Origin of the sequence: Cellulosimicrobium cellulans (genome assembly GCF_007679345.1) — a bacterium.
In the GTDB taxonomy this organism is placed as follows: Bacteria; Actinomycetota; Actinomycetes; order Actinomycetales; family Cellulomonadaceae; genus Cellulomonas; species Cellulomonas cellulans_A.
Map to the genome: position 1 here is coordinate 196,139 of NZ_VEGH01000005.1, position 15,851 is coordinate 211,989.

Here is a 15,851-nt window from a genome sequence, read left to right on the forward strand (position 1 = left end):
TCGGACTAAAGCGCTTTAGGACATCACCATCCGCCGCGCCCAGGACCCACCGACGAAGGAGTCGCCGTGCGCCCGATCCGAGCCCTGCTCCGCCGCGCCCCCGCTGCCGCCGCCCTCGCCGCGACCGCCGCCCTGCTGCCGGCCGCACCAGCGGTCGCCGCGCCCGGGGACGCCATCGCGACCACCGCGGAGCCGCGGGTCGTCGCGTACTACCAGACGATCTACGAGTCCGACGCCGACGGTCGCCGGTACGTGGACCCGACCCCGCTCGTCGGGGCGGTCACGGACCTCGAGCTGGGGGCGATCCACCTCAACGACGACGGCTCGCTGCACGTCAACGACATCACCGCCGACCACCCCGACCTCGCGCCCATGTGGGCGGACCTGGCTGCGATACAGGACGCCGGGGTCGCCGTGCACGCGTTCGTCGGCGGCGCCGCCCCGGGCACGTACCGGAACCTCGCCGACGACTTCGACCGGTTCTACCCGCTGCTCCGCGACTTCCTGGTCGCGCGCGACCTCGACGGGGTGGACCTCGACATCGAGGAGCCGTTCCTGCTCGCCGACACGATCCACCTGGTCGAGACGCTGCGCGCCGACTTCGGCCCCGGTTTCACGATCACCCTGACGCCCGTCGCCGCCGACCTCGCCGGGCGGACGAGCTTCTCCGGCGGGTTCTCCTACGCGGAGCTCGAGGCTGCGGTCGGGCACCAGATCGACTGGTACAACACCCAGTTCTACTGCGGCTGGGGCGACCTGCGGACGACCGCCGCGTTCGAGGCGATCCTCGCCAACGGCTTCACCGCGGACCGGGTCGTGGCCGGCACCGTCACCAACCCGGACAACTGCAGCGGGTGGGTCGAGCCCGACGTGCTCGACGCGACGCTCACCGAGCTGCGGACCGCCCACCCGACCCTGGGCGGCGTGTTCGGCTGGGAGTACTTCAACGCGCTCGGACGCGACGGCGGAGGGCGGGAGACGTGGTTCTCGCACCTGCGCGACCTGCTCCGCGCGCCGGCCGAGGTCGAGCGGGGTGCGCTGTCCGTCGCGTACGCGACGGTCCCGGCGGGCGGCACGCAGACCGTGCACGGCACCGGCTTCGTGCCGGGCGAGGCGGTGACCGTCGCGGTCACGGGTCCGGCCGCGACGGACACGGCTTCCGCGGCCGCCCCGGAGGGCGCACGGGTGTCCGCGGCCGTCGCGGCGGGGGCGGGGACCCCGCCCGCTCCCGCCGCCGCGGTGACCGCGCCGGTCGCCACCACCGCCGCGGTCGTCGCCGGAAGGGTGCCGGCCGACGCGGAGGTCGGCACGGTCACCGCGGACGACGAGGGGGCGTTCGGTCTGACCTACGACGTGCCGCCCGATGCGGCGCCGGGCGCGTACACGGTGTCCGCGACCGGGACCGGGGGCGCGGCCGAGGCGGGGTACACCGTGGCCGCGGTGCCCTCTCCGGAGCCCGCGCCCGGTGACGGTCCCGGGCTGCCGGCGCCCGGCGCCGACCCCGGGGCCTCCGGCGCGCCGCCCGCAGCCGGCCCGGGCGCCGCGGGCACCGCGGGCCCGCTCGCGCGGACGGGCGTCCCGGCTGCCGCGTGGCTCGGCGCGGCCGCGACCCTGACGGCGGCGGGCACGGCCCTCGCGCTCCGCGCCCGCCGCACCTCCCCCTGATCCGCTGGCCGCCGTGCGCCGAGAGGGCAGGAGGTGTGGCTTCCCGACCGCCGAAGCCGACATCTGCTCCCCTCTCGGCGCAGGGTGCGCGGATGGAGTGCCGGGGGGTCAGCGACCGGGTGCGACCAGGAGCTCCAGCTGGGACAGGTGGCCCGGGGGTCCGGTGACGACCAGGCGGACCTCGCCCAGGGGGACCGGGGTGTCGAGGACGAACGGCCGGAGCTGCCCCGGCCACGGGAACGCCTCGGCGGCGCGCTCGTCGACCGTGCGCCACCCCGCGTCCGGCCCGGCCTCGGGGTCACGCACCTCCAGCCGCCACGCCGCCGGCGCGGGCGCCCCGCTCCGGGCGGACGTGAGCGTGTAGGCCACCAGCGGGGCGTCCGCCGCCTGCGTCGCCCGTGCCGGGTCGGGCGACCAGGTCAGCGCGTCGCCCTCGCCGAGCACCCCCGCCAGGTCGACCGCCGTCGCCAGGTCGTCGTCGCTCAGCCCGGCGACGTCGCCGTCCGGGCCGCGCCAGGTGGCACCACCGGCCGGGGACGTCGCGTCGCGCCACGGAACCGGCACCTGCACCCCCGCGCCCCCGCCCTTCGCGCCGCCCGCGCGGAGCCACCCCGCGCCCCAGCCCGACGGCTCCGGCCCGGTCGCGAACCGCACGGTCGTCCCGCCGACCAGGTCGGCGTGGGCGACCCAGGGCTCGGTCACGACGCGGCCGCCGACGGTCAGGCCGTGCACGTACGGGGTGTCCCGGCCGCAGCCCGGCGCCTCCAGCACGAGGTCCCCGGAGGGGTGGTGCACGACGGCGCGGCGGAACAGCGGCGTGCCGACGGCCCACCGGTCCGTGCCCGCCTGCAGGGGGTAGAGCCCGAGCGCGGACAGCACGTACCAGGCCGACATCTCGCCGTTGTCCTCGTCGCCGTGGTAGCCCTGGCCGATCTCGCTGCCCGTCCACAGCCGGTCCAGGATCTCCCGCACGACCTCCTGCGTGCGGTCCAGCCGACCCGCGGCCAGCCACACGTACGGGATGTGGTGCGACACCTGGTTGCTCTGCCCGAGCTGCCCGAGGCGGACGTCCCGGGCCTCGACCATCTCGTGGATGGTCTGCCCGTAGCCGCCGGGCCGGTCGGCGCGCTCGGGCGTCGCGGAGAACCGGTCGAGCACGGCCGCGAGGCCCGCCGGTCCGCCGTGCAGCGCGGCCAGGCCGGCCGGGTCGTGCGGGGCGTGGAACGCGAAGTTCCACGCGTCGGACTCGGTGTAGTCGCCGCCCCAGTCCCGCGGGTCGAACCCCGCCGGGTCGGCGAACGCCCCGGTGCGGTCGCGCGCGCGGAAGAAGCCGGTCACCGGGTCGAACAGGTGCACGTACCCGCCGCCGCGCTGCGCGAGGTACGCCGCCTCGTCGGCGAGCGCGCGGCGCCGGACGGGCGGGGTGCGGGGGTCGTCGGCGAGCCGGCGGGCCATGCCCGCGAGCGCCGCGTCGTTCACGCAGCCCTCGAGGTGCCAGGACACGCTCTCCTCGACGTCGGCGGGCACGTAGCCGTGCAGCAGCGCGTGCGCCTGGCCCTTGCGCCCGGCGCCGGGGGTGGTCGGCAGCGCCGTCGCGTTCCGGAGCCCGGCGTCGTAGGCGCCGAGGGGGTCGGGGAGGTCGACGCCGCGCGCGTGCAGGTCGGCGAGGGCGACGTCGGAGGAGGTGCCGGTCATGAGGTCCGCGTACCCGGGCGAGGACCAGCGGGCGACCCACCCGCCCTCGCGGTGCTGCTGCACGAACCCGTCGGCGAGGACCGCGGCCACCTCCGGGGACAGCAGCGCGTACGCCGGCCAGCACGTGCGGTACGTGTCCCAGAAGCCGTGGTCGACGTAGACGCGGCCCGGGAGGACGGCGGCGCCGGTGCGCGCGCCGGTCGACCGACCGACGGGCGGGGCGACCGGGGACGCGTGCCACGGCTCGGGCGCGCCGGGGCGCCCGGCGTCCTCCCACTGCGACGACGGGTAGAGGTTGAGCCGGTACAGGCCGCCGTACAGCGTCGCGCGCTGCGCCTCGGTCGCGCCCTCCACCTCGACGACGGCGAGCCGGGACTCCCACGCCGCACGGGCCGCCTCCTCGACCTCCGCGAACCCCCGGCCGGCCAGCTCCAGGGCGTACGTGTGCCAGGCCTGGTCCAGGCCGATGAACGACGTGGCGACCCGCAGCTCGACGACGGGGTCGGCGCCCGCGTCGCCCAGGTCGCCCAGGTCGCCCAGGTCGAACGTGACCGCCCGGGCCTGCGGCCGGTCCCCGTCGGCCACGGCCACCGCGCGTGGGGCGGCCGAGAACCGCCCGGCCAGGTACATCCGGCTGCGGCCGACCGACAGCCCGCTGCCGGTGTCGACCCAACCGGTGAGGGTGCCGTCCACGGCGACCGTCATGTCCAGCGGCCCGTCCGGCCCGGCGCCGGCCGTGCTGACCGCGTCGACCAGCACGTGGCCCGTGGTGGTGCCGGGCGGGAACGCGAACCGCAGCACCCCGCCGTGGTCGGTCGGCGTGACGTCCACCCGCAGCCCGCCGTCGAGCGCGACCCCGTAGTGGTGCGGCCGGGCGAGCTCGTCGTCGTGCGAGAACGCCGCCGCGCGGGCGGCGAGCGACCCGTCGGGCGCCCGGTCCCCCGCGACCGGGTGGAACGCGACCTGGTTCCGGTCGCCCATCCACGGGCTCGGCTGGTGCGAGACGGCGACGCCGTGCAGCCGCGGCCGGTTGTCCGGTCCGGTGTGCCCGGCCCACGAGTACAGCCAGCGATCCGTGCCGCCGTCGGTCAGCGGCGTCCACGACACGAAGCCGTTCGGGACGGACGTCGCCGGGAACGTGTTGCCGCGGGAGTAGGCGCCGCTGGAGTGCGAGCCCCGCCGGGTGTCCACCTCGTCGACGAGGCCCCGGCGAACGGGCTCGTCCCGCAGCCCGACCGCGACGTGGTCCAGCCAGGCCTCGACCGTGCCGCCCCGGGCGGTCGCCCCGGTGCCGTCCACCGCGACCGCGATCGCCCGGACCCGCCGGCCGGCGAGAGGCGCCAGCGCGACGCGCACGAGGTTCCAGTGGTCCGGCAGCAGGATGCGGGCGTCCCCCTGGCCGCGCGCCGAGGCGGGCGCGCCGTGCTGGTCGACGAGCGGGTGCGCGCCCGACCAGGTGCCGTCGTCCAGCAGCGCCTCGACGGCGAGCGCGGTCGAGGCGTACGTGAGGTCGGCGTCGAGCACCGGGCAGACCGCCCAGCGCAGCTCGGTGCCGGCCTCGACCGGCACGTCCAGGCCGTCGAGGAGCACGCGGCGGGCCGGGCCCGCGGGGGCCTCGGCGGTGACCCGCAGGGCACGGGTCCCGGTCAGCCCGACGCGGGGCCGGCCCGCGGGGACGTGCGCCGGGCCGGGCCCGACCTCGAGCCGCAGCGGCCCGTCCGGTGCCGCGCCGTCGCCCCGCCCGCCGCCGCCCGGCGGCAGCGGGTCCCCGGGTGCGAATCCCGTGCCGGCGTCCACCCGGGCGAGGGCGTACCCGTGCCCCGGCTCCCCGCACGGCGCTGCCGCCGCCCGGGGCGTGCCGCGCCGTGTCACGGGGCCGCGCCCTCGACCAGCGCCACCGCGCCCCCGGGCACCGCGATCCGCGGCGGGGACCCCGCGGCCGCCGCCTCGACCCACGCCGCGAAGAACGCCGACCCGGGCGCCGTGTCCGACCGGCGCACCACCCCGTCGCGGTGCGGGACGGTCAGCACCTCGCCCGGCAGCCCTCCGGCGCGCGGCACGCCCGCGTCCGCCCCGGCTCCGGACGCCCGGAGCCCCGCGACCGCCTCCGCGACCGCCCGGCCGAGCGGCTTGACCCGCCGCTCGGCGTCGAGCAGCCCGAGCGTGTACTCGAGCTCCGGGAAGTCGGCGAGCGTCCGGTCCACGTCGTGCGAGCACCACCAGGTCACGCCCCACAGCCTGTCGTGCCCGGCGGCGTTCCGCAGCGTGCGCTCGGCGAACCCGGCGACCCGGTCCGCCCCGAGATGCGGCAGCGGGGCGCCGACCTCCTGCAGCCAGGTCGCCCGCCCGGCCGGGCCCCAGGCGGCCGCGAGCTCCAGGAGGTAGCGCGCGAACCAGTCGAACGCGGGGTGCCCGGCCGGGAACTGCGCGGCCACCCCGGTGAACACCCAGGAGTGCACGGTGGTGAGGTCGCCGATCCCGACGGCGTGCGCGGGGGTCACGGCGCTGTCGTCGACGAACCACACGTCGTCGTCGAACGAGTGCGCGTGCGTCCGGCCCGGCGCGGCCCCCGCCGCGGCGGCGAGCAGCCGGGTGAGCCAGGCGCCGGCGGTCGGCGGGTCGAGCGGCTGCGGGTCGGGGTGCCGGCGCTTGGCGAACTGGTTCGTCTCGTTGCCCACGGTCAGCCCGAGGAACGCCGGGTGCCCGGCGAGCGCCCCGCCGAGCGCCCGGACCAGCCGCTCCTGCGCCGCGACCACGTCCGGGTCGGTGAACAGCCCGCGCCGGTGCCAGGACAGCAGCCACGCCGGCAGGAAGTCGTACGACGACAGGTGCCCCTGGAGCACGTCGACGCTCGCGTCCAGCCCCGCGGCCGCGGCGGCGTCGACCACGGCGACCACGTCCGCGACGGCGCGACCGCGGATCATCGTCCGGTTCGGTTGCAGCACCTCCCAGAGCGGGAGCACCCGGACGTGGTCGAGGCCGAGCGCCGCGATCGAGTCCAGGTCGCGCCGCACCTCGTCCAGGTCGAGGTCGTACCAGGAGTGGAACCAGCCGCGGCTCGGCGTGTAGTTCGCGCCGAACCGCAGGCCCCCGGGGTCCGCGGCGGTCATGCCCCGGACACCCGCAGCGTGACGACCTGGAACGGCCGGAGCGCCAGCCGGACGGGGCCGGCGTCGCCGTCCCGGCCGGTCAGCGCGGCGGTGTCGTCCAGCGGCCGCTCCAGCAGGTCGCACTCCCGCACGGTCCCGGCCGGCAGGGCGAGCGACGCGGCTCCGCGCCGGCCCTCGGCCTCGTAGAGCCGGACCACGACGTCGCCGGACCGGTCGTCGGCGAGCTTGACCGCCGACAGCACCGCCGTCCCCGCGACGACGCGGGCGAGCGGCTCGACGGCGGCCGGCGGCTCGACGGCCGTGTCCGCGCCGCCGCCCGGTGCCTCCCGCAGCGGCACGTTGAGCCCCCAGCCCTCGCGCACCGCGTCCCCGACCTCCGCGCCGGGCGCGAGCGCGTACACGAACTCGTGCCGGCCCCGGTCCGTGTCGGGCTGCGGGAACTGCGGCCCGCGGACCAGCGACAGCCGGACGGTCGTGGTCGTGCCGCCGCCGACCCGGGCCGCGCGCCGCACGTCGTGCCCGTAGGTGTCCCGGTTCAGCACGGCCACGCCGTAGCCCGGTTCGGCGACGTGCACGAACCGGTGGGCCACGACCTCGAACCGCATGGCGTCCCACGAGGTGTTCTCGTGCACCGCGCGGCGGTGGTGGCCGAACTGCGTCTCGAACGCCGCGTCGAGCGCGTGCACGTCCAGGGGCACCGCGACCTTGAGCAGCCGCTCCCGCTCCTGCCAGTCGACCTCGGTCCGCAGGTCGAGCCGCCGGGCGCCCGGCCGCAGCGTCACGTCCTGGACGACGGCGGACGCGCCGAACGTCCGCCGCACGCGCACGGTCGCCGCCCCGCCGGGCTCGTCGAGCACCTCCACGGCGTCGGCGGTCGTCAGGTCCTCGACGACGTTCCGGTAGTACCGGTCGACGTCCCAGGCGTCCCACATCACCGGGAAGTCCGGGTGCACCTGGAGGAGGTTGGCGCGGGCGCCGGGCGGCAGCACCTCGCGCTCGGCGACCAGATCCCGCAGCGCCATGACCAGGCCGTCGGTGTCGACCTCGACACGCAGCAGGCCGTTGTCGAGCACCGTCGTGCCGTCCGGCCGCGGCAGCACCTCGACCGCGCCCATGACGCCCGCGGGCGCCGCCCCGAGCGCCGGCACGCCGGCGCGCTCGTGGGGCGCCGCGTTGAACGTCAGCGCGCCCGCGCTCCCGGCCGAGCCCGCGTCCGTGCCCCCGGCCGCCGCCGCGAGCGCCCCGGTCGCCCGGTCGACGACCGCCGTCAGCCGCTCACGCATCGCCGCGTACTGCTCCGCCGCCTCCCGGTGCACCCAGCCGATCGACGTCCCCGGGAGGATGTCGTGGAACTGCAGCAGCAGGTGCTGCTTCCAGATCGCGTCCAGCTCGTCGTATGGGTACTCGACCAGCCCGCGCGCGGCGGCGGTCGCGGACCACAGCTCGGCCTCGAACAGCAGGTGCTCCCCGCGCCGGTTGCCCTGCTTCGTGGCGACCTGCGAGGTGAACGTGCCGCGGTGCAGCTCCAGGTAGAGCTCGCCGACCCACACCGGGGCGTCCGGGTACTCCGCCTCGGCGGCCTCGAAGAACGCGGTCGGCGGCTCGACCGCGACCCGGGGCGACCCCTCCAGGTCCGCGGTGCGCCGGGCGCGGGCCAGCATCTCGCGCGTCGGCCCGCCGCCGCCGTCGCCCCAGCCGAACGGGGCGAGCGACCGGGTGGCCCGGCCCTTGTCCCGGAAGTTCCGCGACGCGTGGGCGAGCTGCGTGCCCGACAGCTCGGCGGCGTAGGTGTCGATCGGCGGGAAGTGCGTGAACACCCGGCTGCCGTCGATCCCCTCCCAGCGGAACGTGTGGTGCGGGAACGGGTTGACCTGGTTCCAGGAGATCTTCTGCGTGAGGAACCACCGCGACCCGGACAGGTGGATGAGCTGCGGCAGCGCGGGCGAGTAGCCGAACGAGTCCGGCAGCCACACCTCGCGGGTCTCGATGCCGAAGGTGTCCAGGAAGTACCGCTTGCCGTGCACGAGCTGCCGGGCGAGCGCCTCCGAGCCCGGCATGTTGGTGTCCGACTCGACCCACATGCCGCCCACCGGGACGAACCGGCCGCCCTCGACGTGCTCCCGGACCCGGGCGAACACCTCGGGCCGGTGCTCCTCGATCCACGCGAACTGCTGGGCGGAGGACATCGCGAACACCAGGTCGGGGTCCTCGTCCAGCAGGTTCACCACGTTCGACGCGGTGCGGGCGACCTTGCGGACCGTCTCCCGCACGGGCCACAGCCAGGCGGAGTCGATGTGGGCGTGCCCGACGGCCGAGATCCGGTGCGCCGAGGCGGCCGCGGGGCGGGACGCCACCTCGACCAGCTCGGCCCGCGCCGCGGCGGCGGTCCCGGCGACGTCGCCGAGGTCGAGCGCGTCCAGCGACCGCTCCAGCGCGCGCAGCACCTCGTGCCGGCGCGGGTCGCCGATCGCGAGCTCGCGGGCCAGCTGGTCCAGCACCTCCAGGTCCTGCACCAGCTCCCAGACGTCCTGCTCGACGACGCACACGTCGGCGCGCGCCAGCCGGTACAGGGGGGCGTCGCCCGCCGTGGCCTTCTCCCCCAGCGTGGTCGGCCGGAACGGGTCGTAGCCCAGGATCAGCGGGTTGGCCGCCGCCTCCACGTACAGGTCGACCGCCTCGCCGTCGACCGGCACCCAGACGTTGCGCGGGTTCAGCCCCTTCACCACCGACCCGTCCGGGCGGTACACCAGCCCCTCGGCCTGGAAGCCCGGCGAGTGGTCCGCCCAGCCCAGGTCGACCACCAGCTCGACCCGCCGGCCCGCCGCCTCCGCCGGCACGGTCCCCGTGAGGTGGAACCAGGTGGTCCCCCACGCCGGGCCCCACGGGTCGCCGACCCGGAACGGGCGGTACGCGACGTCGGCGCCGCGGCCGGGGCCGGGCAGGGCGTGCGCCGGGTCGACGGGTTCCCCCTGCCCCCCGTCGACGTGCCAGGCCTCGACGTCGAGGGTGCCGACGGTGCGGAACACCGCGGGTCGGAGGCGGTGGGCGAGGACGCGCTCGAGGCGGCCCTCGACGAGGGTGCGGTCGTCGTGCACTTCGGGGGTTCCTTCCGGGTGGTGCGGGGGGCGGGGTGCGGGACCGGGCTGGGGCGGCTCAGCCCTTGATGGCGCCCTGGTCGACCCCGCGGAAGAAGTACCGCTGCAGGACCGCGAAGAAGATCACGATCGGGATGAACGCGATCATGGTCCCGGCGGCGATCACGCGGGGGTTGGCGGAGAACGTGCCGGACAGGTACTGCAGGCCCACGGTGAGCGTGAACTTGTCCGGCGTCGTCAGGACGATCAGCGGCCACAGGAAGTCGTCCCAGGCACCGATGAACGCGAAGATCGTGACGACCGCGAGCATGCCCTTGGCGTTGGGCAGGCCGATGCGCCAGAACCGGTGCCAGACGTTCGCGCCGTCGACGATGGCGGCCTCGTCGAGCTCCTTCGGGATGGCGAGGAACGCCGTCCGCATCAGCAGCACGTTGAGCATCCCGACCGCACCGGGCAGGGCGACGCCGAGCAGGCTGTCGGCCAGGCCGAGCTGCCGGATCGTCAGGTACTGCGCCACGATCGTCGCCTCGCCGGGCAGCAGCATCGTCGCGAGCATCGCCCCGAGCAGCAGCTTCCGGCCGCGGAACTGCAGCCGGGCCAGCGCATAGCCGGCCATCGTGGTGCCGATCGCGTTGCCCAGGACGACGATCCCGGCGACGACCAGCGAGTTGCGCATGAAACCGAGGATCGGGACGGTCTGCGCGGCCTTGACGTAGTTGCCGAGCGTCGGCTCGGCCGGGATCAGCACCGGCGTCGCGGTGTAGATGTCCTCGCCCGGCCCCTTCAGCGACGTCGACAGCTGCCAGAGGAACGGCCCGACGGTGATGACGAGGACGAGCAGGAGCAGGGCGTAGCGCACGACCAGCTCGCGGGTGCCGATGCTGGAGAACCCGCGGCCACGGCGCCGGCGGGGCGCGCGGGGGACGACCACGTCCCGGGTGGCGGGCGCGGTGACGGTCGGAGCGGCCACGGCCCTCACCCCGCCTTCCGGTTGATCCGGGCGATGAGCAGCAGCGGCCCGAGGGTGATGAGGAACAGCAGGATCGACAGCGCGGACGCGTAGCCGAGGTTCCCGTTGAACCCGCGGGCGTACATCTGGATGAGCATGACGACGGAGACGTTCGCCCCGCCGATGCCGCCGGTGCCGTTGGTGAGGATGAACAGCTCGGAGAACACCCGCAGCGCCGACACCGTGATGAGCACGGACACCAGGAGCATCGTGTTCCGGACGCCCGGGACCGTGACGCTCCAGAACCTGCGCCAGGCCGAGGCCCCGTCGACGGCGGCGGCCTCGTGCAGCTCCCGGCCGACGCCGCCCAGGGCGGACAGATAGATGATCATGTAGTAGCCCAGCCCCTTCCAGATGGTGAGGCTGATGGCGCTGAACAGGATGAGCCACCGGTCCGTGAGGAACGGGATCGACTCGGTGATGACGCCGAGCGACTTGGCCATGCCGTTGATGACGCCGCGGTCGTCGAGCATCCAGCCCCACATGAGGGCCACGACCACCGCGGACGCCACGACGGGCGTGTAGAACGCCGTCCGGAAGAACGAGATCCCGGGGATCTTCTTCTCGACCAGCAGCGCCAGCGCCAGCGGCACGAGCAGCAGGAACGGCACGCAGACGAGCATGTAGACGATCGAGTTCAGCAGCGCGGTCGCCAGCTGGTCGTCGCCGATCATCCGGCTGAAGTTGGCCAGCCCGACGAACTCGCCGCCGCTGAGCGGCTTCACGTTGGTGAAGGCGAGCATCACGCCGTTGACCGACGGCCACAGGTTGAACGCCAGCAGGAACACGACGGCGGGCAGGCAGAGCAGCCACGGCGCGAACCACGCGTGGGTGCGGGTCGCCCCGGTCCCCCGGCCCCGCCGGCCGCGCGGGCCGACGGGAGCGGGGACCGAGGCGGTCGCCTCGGGTGCGGTGGTCATGGCCGGCGGGTCAGTCGTTCAGCAGCTGGTTGCACTTGGCGACCGCCGCGTCGAGCGCCTCCTGCGCGGTCACCTGCCCCGCGACGGCCGCCGCGACCTGCTGGTCGAAGTACGTGGACATGGCCTCGGTGACCTCGACCGGCTGCAGCACCTCGGCGTCGGGGAGCCCGGTGAACGCGATGACCTTGGCGTCGCCCTCCGCCGTGCCGTCGCTCTCGCTGAACGACGGGTTGTCCTGCGACTCGACGGTGGACGGGAAGATGCCCGGCACGAGCTCCGCGAACGCCTCCTGGTTCTCCGCGTTCGTGAGGAACCGGGCCAGGGCCAGCGCGGCGGGCAGGTTCTTGGACGCGGCCGGGACCGAGACGCCCTGCACGTACATCGGGGTGACGCCCATGTACGGCGAGGGGACGATCTTGCCCTCGAGGGACGGGTTGTTCTCCAGGACGCCGGAGATGAAGTTGCCGCCGCCCGTCGACCAGGCCGCCTCCCCCTTCGTGAACAGCTCGCTGTTGCCGAGGTAGGCGTCGGTCAGCACGTCCTGCGGCATCAGGCCCTCGGCGTAGGCCGCCGCGTACTGCTCGACCAGCGCCACCGCCTCGGGGCTGTTGAACACGAACTCGTCGCCGTCGTCCGACAGCACGGGGATGCCGTTGGACACCAGGTCGTTCATGCCCGGCTTGCGGCTCATCAGGTAGGCGCCGGTCGCCTCCTTGAGCGTCCGGGCCTGCGTCACCAGCTCGTCGAAGCTCGTCGGCGGGTCCGTCGCGTCCAGGCCGCCGGCCGCCATCATCTCGGAGTTCCAGTAGTTCAGGTCCGTGGTCAGGTACCACGGGTACCCGTACGTCCCCTCGACCCCGGCGAACGCGTAGGCACCCAGGCCGCCGTCGACGTACGTCGCGGACAGGTCGTCCTCGACCTGGTCGAGGTCGAGCAGCACGCCCTCGCGCGCCAGCGGCAGCGCCATGTCGGGCGGCAGGTTGGTGACGTCGGGCAGCTCGCCCGCCGTCGCCTGGGAGAGCACCTTCTCCGCGTACCCCTCGCCGGGCTGGTCGAGCCAGGTGACCGTCGTGCCCGGGTACTCCTCCTCGAACGCGGCGACCACCCCCTCGACGTACTCGGTGAACCGGGGCTTCAGGGCCCAGGTCTGCAGGGTGACCTCGCCCGTGACCTCGCCGTCGGCGTCGCCCGGGTCCCGGGCGTCGGTGCTGGTGCCGGACAGCGCGCAGGAGGAGAGCAGGAGTCCCGCCGCCAGGGCGAGCCCGATCGTGCGCCTCATTCGTGGACCTCCGTCGGTGTGCGTCGTTGCATCGTGGAGTGCTACTAAAGCGTTTTAGCAGCATGGTCGGGGGTGGGGTGCCGTGTCAAGACCCGCCTGCGCCGAGCGGCCCACGGCAGCAGAGCGCCGCGGCAGCTCGCGGCGGGTCCGCGAGCGTCGGTGCCGGGAGGCGCACGGTGCCGTGCGGCGGGACGGCACCAGGAGCCGCGCCACCGCCACCGAGCGCAGCGTCAGGAGCGTAGGAGGACCCGGCGCCGAGGCGGCGCCCCGCGCGGATGCGGCCACCACCTACGCAGTCGGCCAGGCCACCGGCCTCCCGGCCTGCCACGCCTGCTCCGCGCGCGGGCGTGGCGCAGGCCTCGTGGCGCTCCGATCGCCGGTCGGGCAACCGGGACGTCGAGAGCGCGCCCCCCGGATGCACTCTCGACGTCTCGCGGACCCACTGGGCGCGCGGGGTCGCGCCGGGGGCGCCGACTCCGGTCGCGTCGGGGTGGGCCGTCTCGCTCGTCGACGGCCCCGCCGTCGCACCGCCGACCGGCACGGCCCAGATGCGCGACGCCGAGCCGTGCCCGCATGATGAGGCAGCGGTCCAGAGCGGGGCCACGACTTCCGAGGGGGAACGTCATGAAGTCTCTGCTCCACCGCACCGCGCTGGCGCTCGTCGCCGCCACCGCCGCGCTCGGCCTCGCCGCCGGTCCGGCCGCCGCACAGCCGAACGCGCAGGACCAGACGTGGCTGGTCGCCGCGCACCAGAGCAACCTCGCGGAGATCGCCGCCGGCCAGGCAGCGCTCCAGAAGGCGACCAGCGACGACGTGCGGATGCACGGCCAGATGCTGATCGACGACCACACGGCGCTGGACGCCTCGCTCACGCCGGTCGCCCAGCAGCTGGGTGTCGCGCTCCCCGCCGAGCCGACGCCCGAGCAGCAGCAGGCGCTCGCCGAGGTCGCCGCGCAGTCCGGCGACGCCTTCGACCGCGCCTGGGTGCAGTCCCAGATCGCCGGGCACCGCGCCACGCTCGCCGCCGGCGAGCAGGAGCTCGCCCAGGGCTCCGACCAAGCGGTCAAGGACCTGGCCGCGGCCGCCGCCCCCGTGGTCCAGCGCCATCTCGACGGGCTGCTCGCCACGGCGCAGGAGCTCGGTGTGCCGACCTCGGTCCCGGCGGGCTCCGGCGGACAGGCGGCGACGTCCTCGTCGGCGCTCGGGCTGGCTCTGCTCGGCACGGGCGCGCTCGCGGTCGCCGTCGCGGGCGGTCTGGTGCTGCGCCGGCGCCGGGTGTGAGAACCGGGGGCCGCGGCCGGCGCCCCGGACGAGGCACCGGCCGCGCTCGTCGGCGGGCTCCGGCTGCCGCGCTCGCGGTCGCCGGCCTGGTGCTCGCCGGCGCCGGGGTCGCGGTGCTGGTGTCCCCGCCGGCACTACGGGTCGCCGTCGCGGCGCCGGCGAGCGGGACGGAGGCGCGGCCGGCCGCGGGTTCCCCGTCGGGGACGCAGGTCGTCCCGCGCCCCGAGCCCTTGCCCGGAGGCGCGGGAGCGCCGGCCGCGATCACCGCACCGGATCCGGTGGCGGCACCGACGCGGCTGTCGGTACCCGACCTCGGCATCGCGGTGGACGTGGTTCCGGTCGGCGTCGACGGCGACGGCGCGCTCGAGGTACCCCCGGACCCGCGCGTCGCGGGATGGTGGTCGAGCGGGGCGGTGCCCGACTCGCCGCAGGGGTCCACCGTGATCGCTGCCCACGTCGACGCGGCGGGGGTCGGCCCGGGGCCGCTGGCTGCGGTGCTCCGGGCGCCCGTCGGCACCGCGGTCGAGGTTGCCACCGAGGGCGGCGCCACGGCGCGGTACACCGTGGCCGAGATCCGGTCCTATCCGAAGGCCGGCGGGCTCCCGGAGGAGCTGTTCGCCGTCGGCGGTCCGGCTCGGCTGGTGCTGATCACCTGCAGCGGCACCTTCCGGGACGGGCACTACTCGGACAACGCGGTGATCATCGCGGCACCTGCCTGAGCCACGCCGGTCGCGCAACACCTCTTGCGCAACACCTCTTGCGCAAGAGGTGTTGCGCGACTACCGTTGCTGCCATGACCACCGCCGAGCACGACACCGACGCCGACGACGCGGCCCGCGACGCCGCGGCGCGCGGGCGCGACGCCGGGACGATGCGGGTCACCGACCCGACCCGCGTCCGGGCGCTCGCCCACCCCGTCCGGATGGACCTGCTGTCGTTCCTGGACGACGTCGGGGAGGCCACCGCGACCGAGTGCGCCGTGCACCTCGGGCAGACCGTCGCCAACTGCTCGTTCCACCTGCGCACGCTCGCCAAGGCCGGCTACATCGAGCCCGCCGAGCCCCGCGGCCGCGAGCGCCCCTGGCGCGTCGTGTCCCGCGAGCGCAACATCACGCCCGACCCGCTCGACCCGGCGTCGCGCCGGGCGGTGCTGGAGCTCGGCGAGATCTCGGTCCGCCGCGAGGCCGAGCGCTACATCGACCACCTGCGGCACCTGGACCACGACGGCGTCGCCGACCCCGAGCTCATCCCGCTGACCCAGCTGACCACGTCGGCGTTCTGGGCCACCCCGACGGAGACGGCCGAGCTGATCGAGGGCCTGCACGCGCTGATGAAGCGGTTCGACGGGCGCACCGTGGACCCCGCGATCCGACCCGGTGGCGCCCGCATGATGCGGCTGTTCACCGCGATCAACCCCGACATGGCCTTCGAGCCCGCCGCCGAGGCCGCCCCGCACGCACCGCAGCAGGAGGACTGAGCCATGACCACGGTGACCTTCGACGTCAGCTACGGCACCCGCCCGGTGCCGCTCCGCCTGCCCTACCTGTCGGTGCGCCGCCGCCGGGCGGTCCTGAGCCGGCCGGCGCGGGACGGCGCCGACCCGCGCACCGCAGCCCGCGCCCGCGCGACGGCCCGCGCCCTGGCGGACCGCGACGCCGCGGTGGACCGGGCCCTGGCGGCGCGCGCCGGCATCGGCGTCTGACGCCCCGCGCGGCGGCCGCGGCCCGGCCCGGCCGGGCCGCTCGTCCGGACCGCCGAGGGGGTACCCGACGCGTCGAGCGAGTAACCAGCGACTAC

11 protein-coding genes are annotated in these 15,851 nt (G+C 75.8%); 5 read left to right on the forward strand and 6 right to left on the reverse strand.

Annotated elements, in window-relative coordinates; all coding sequences use genetic code 11:
• The first annotated feature begins 66 nt into the window (after positions 1–66).
• The gene (locus FS882_RS08760; protein ID WP_158372683.1) at positions 67–1,665 is read left to right on the forward strand and encodes a glycosyl hydrolase family 18 protein; all 1,599 of its coding nucleotides are present in this window, start codon (positions 67–69) and stop codon (positions 1,663–1,665) included.
• A gap of 108 nt (positions 1,666–1,773) precedes the next feature.
• Here the strand turns inward: FS882_RS08760 and FS882_RS08765 are convergent, their stop codons facing one another.
• From FS882_RS08765 to FS882_RS08790, 6 genes are all read right to left on the reverse strand, one after another.
• Positions 1,774–5,157 (reverse strand): GH92 family glycosyl hydrolase, encoded by a 3,384-nt coding sequence (locus tag FS882_RS08765; RefSeq protein WP_262348165.1) that lies wholly within the window; start codon positions 5,155–5,157, stop codon positions 1,774–1,776.
• A gap of 71 nt (positions 5,158–5,228) precedes the next feature.
• Positions 5,229–6,470, reverse strand: a complete 1,242-nt coding sequence (locus tag FS882_RS08770) for a glycoside hydrolase 5 family protein (protein WP_158372684.1) — start codon at positions 6,468–6,470, stop codon at positions 5,229–5,231.
• Positions 6,467–9,565, reverse strand: coding sequence for an alpha-mannosidase (locus FS882_RS08775; RefSeq protein ID WP_158372685.1), 3,099 nt, complete (start codon positions 9,563–9,565; stop codon positions 6,467–6,469). The genes FS882_RS08770 and FS882_RS08775 overlap by 4 nt, the downstream gene beginning before the upstream one ends.
• 58 nt (positions 9,566–9,623) lie before the next feature.
• The gene (locus FS882_RS08780) at positions 9,624–10,535 is read right to left on the reverse strand and encodes a carbohydrate ABC transporter permease (protein ID WP_262348166.1); all 912 of its coding nucleotides are present in this window, start codon (positions 10,533–10,535) and stop codon (positions 9,624–9,626) included.
• 5 nt (positions 10,536–10,540) lie between these two features.
• Positions 10,541–11,494, reverse strand: coding sequence for a carbohydrate ABC transporter permease (locus FS882_RS08785; protein WP_158372686.1), 954 nt, complete (start codon positions 11,492–11,494; stop codon positions 10,541–10,543).
• Positions 11,495–11,504: 10 nt separating this feature from the next.
• Complete coding sequence (locus FS882_RS08790; RefSeq protein ID WP_158372687.1) at positions 11,505–12,773, reverse strand: ABC transporter substrate-binding protein; 1,269 nt, start codon at positions 12,771–12,773, stop codon at positions 11,505–11,507.
• A gap of 624 nt (positions 12,774–13,397) precedes the next feature.
• On the opposite strand from FS882_RS08790, the gene FS882_RS08795 reads away from it, so the two are divergent.
• The 4 genes from FS882_RS08795 (at position 13,398) to FS882_RS08810 (ending at position 15,756) form a co-directional block, all read left to right on the forward strand.
• Positions 13,398–14,054 (forward strand): DUF4142 domain-containing protein, encoded by a 657-nt coding sequence (locus FS882_RS08795; RefSeq protein ID WP_187365229.1) that lies wholly within the window; start codon positions 13,398–13,400, stop codon positions 14,052–14,054.
• A gap of 278 nt (positions 14,055–14,332) precedes the next feature.
• The gene (locus tag FS882_RS20955) at positions 14,333–14,773 is read left to right on the forward strand and encodes a class F sortase (RefSeq protein ID WP_187365230.1); all 441 of its coding nucleotides are present in this window, start codon (positions 14,333–14,335) and stop codon (positions 14,771–14,773) included.
• A gap of 74 nt (positions 14,774–14,847) precedes the next feature.
• Positions 14,848–15,531: an ArsR/SmtB family transcription factor gene (locus FS882_RS08805; RefSeq protein WP_158372690.1), complete on the forward strand. Its 684-nt coding sequence runs from the start codon at positions 14,848–14,850 to the stop codon at positions 15,529–15,531.
• Positions 15,532–15,534: 3 nt separating this feature from the next.
• Positions 15,535–15,756 carry a hypothetical protein gene (locus tag FS882_RS08810; protein ID WP_158372691.1) on the forward strand — a complete coding sequence of 74 codons (222 nt, stop codon included), beginning with the start codon at positions 15,535–15,537 and terminating at the stop codon, positions 15,754–15,756.
• Positions 15,757–15,851 lie beyond the last annotated feature (95 nt).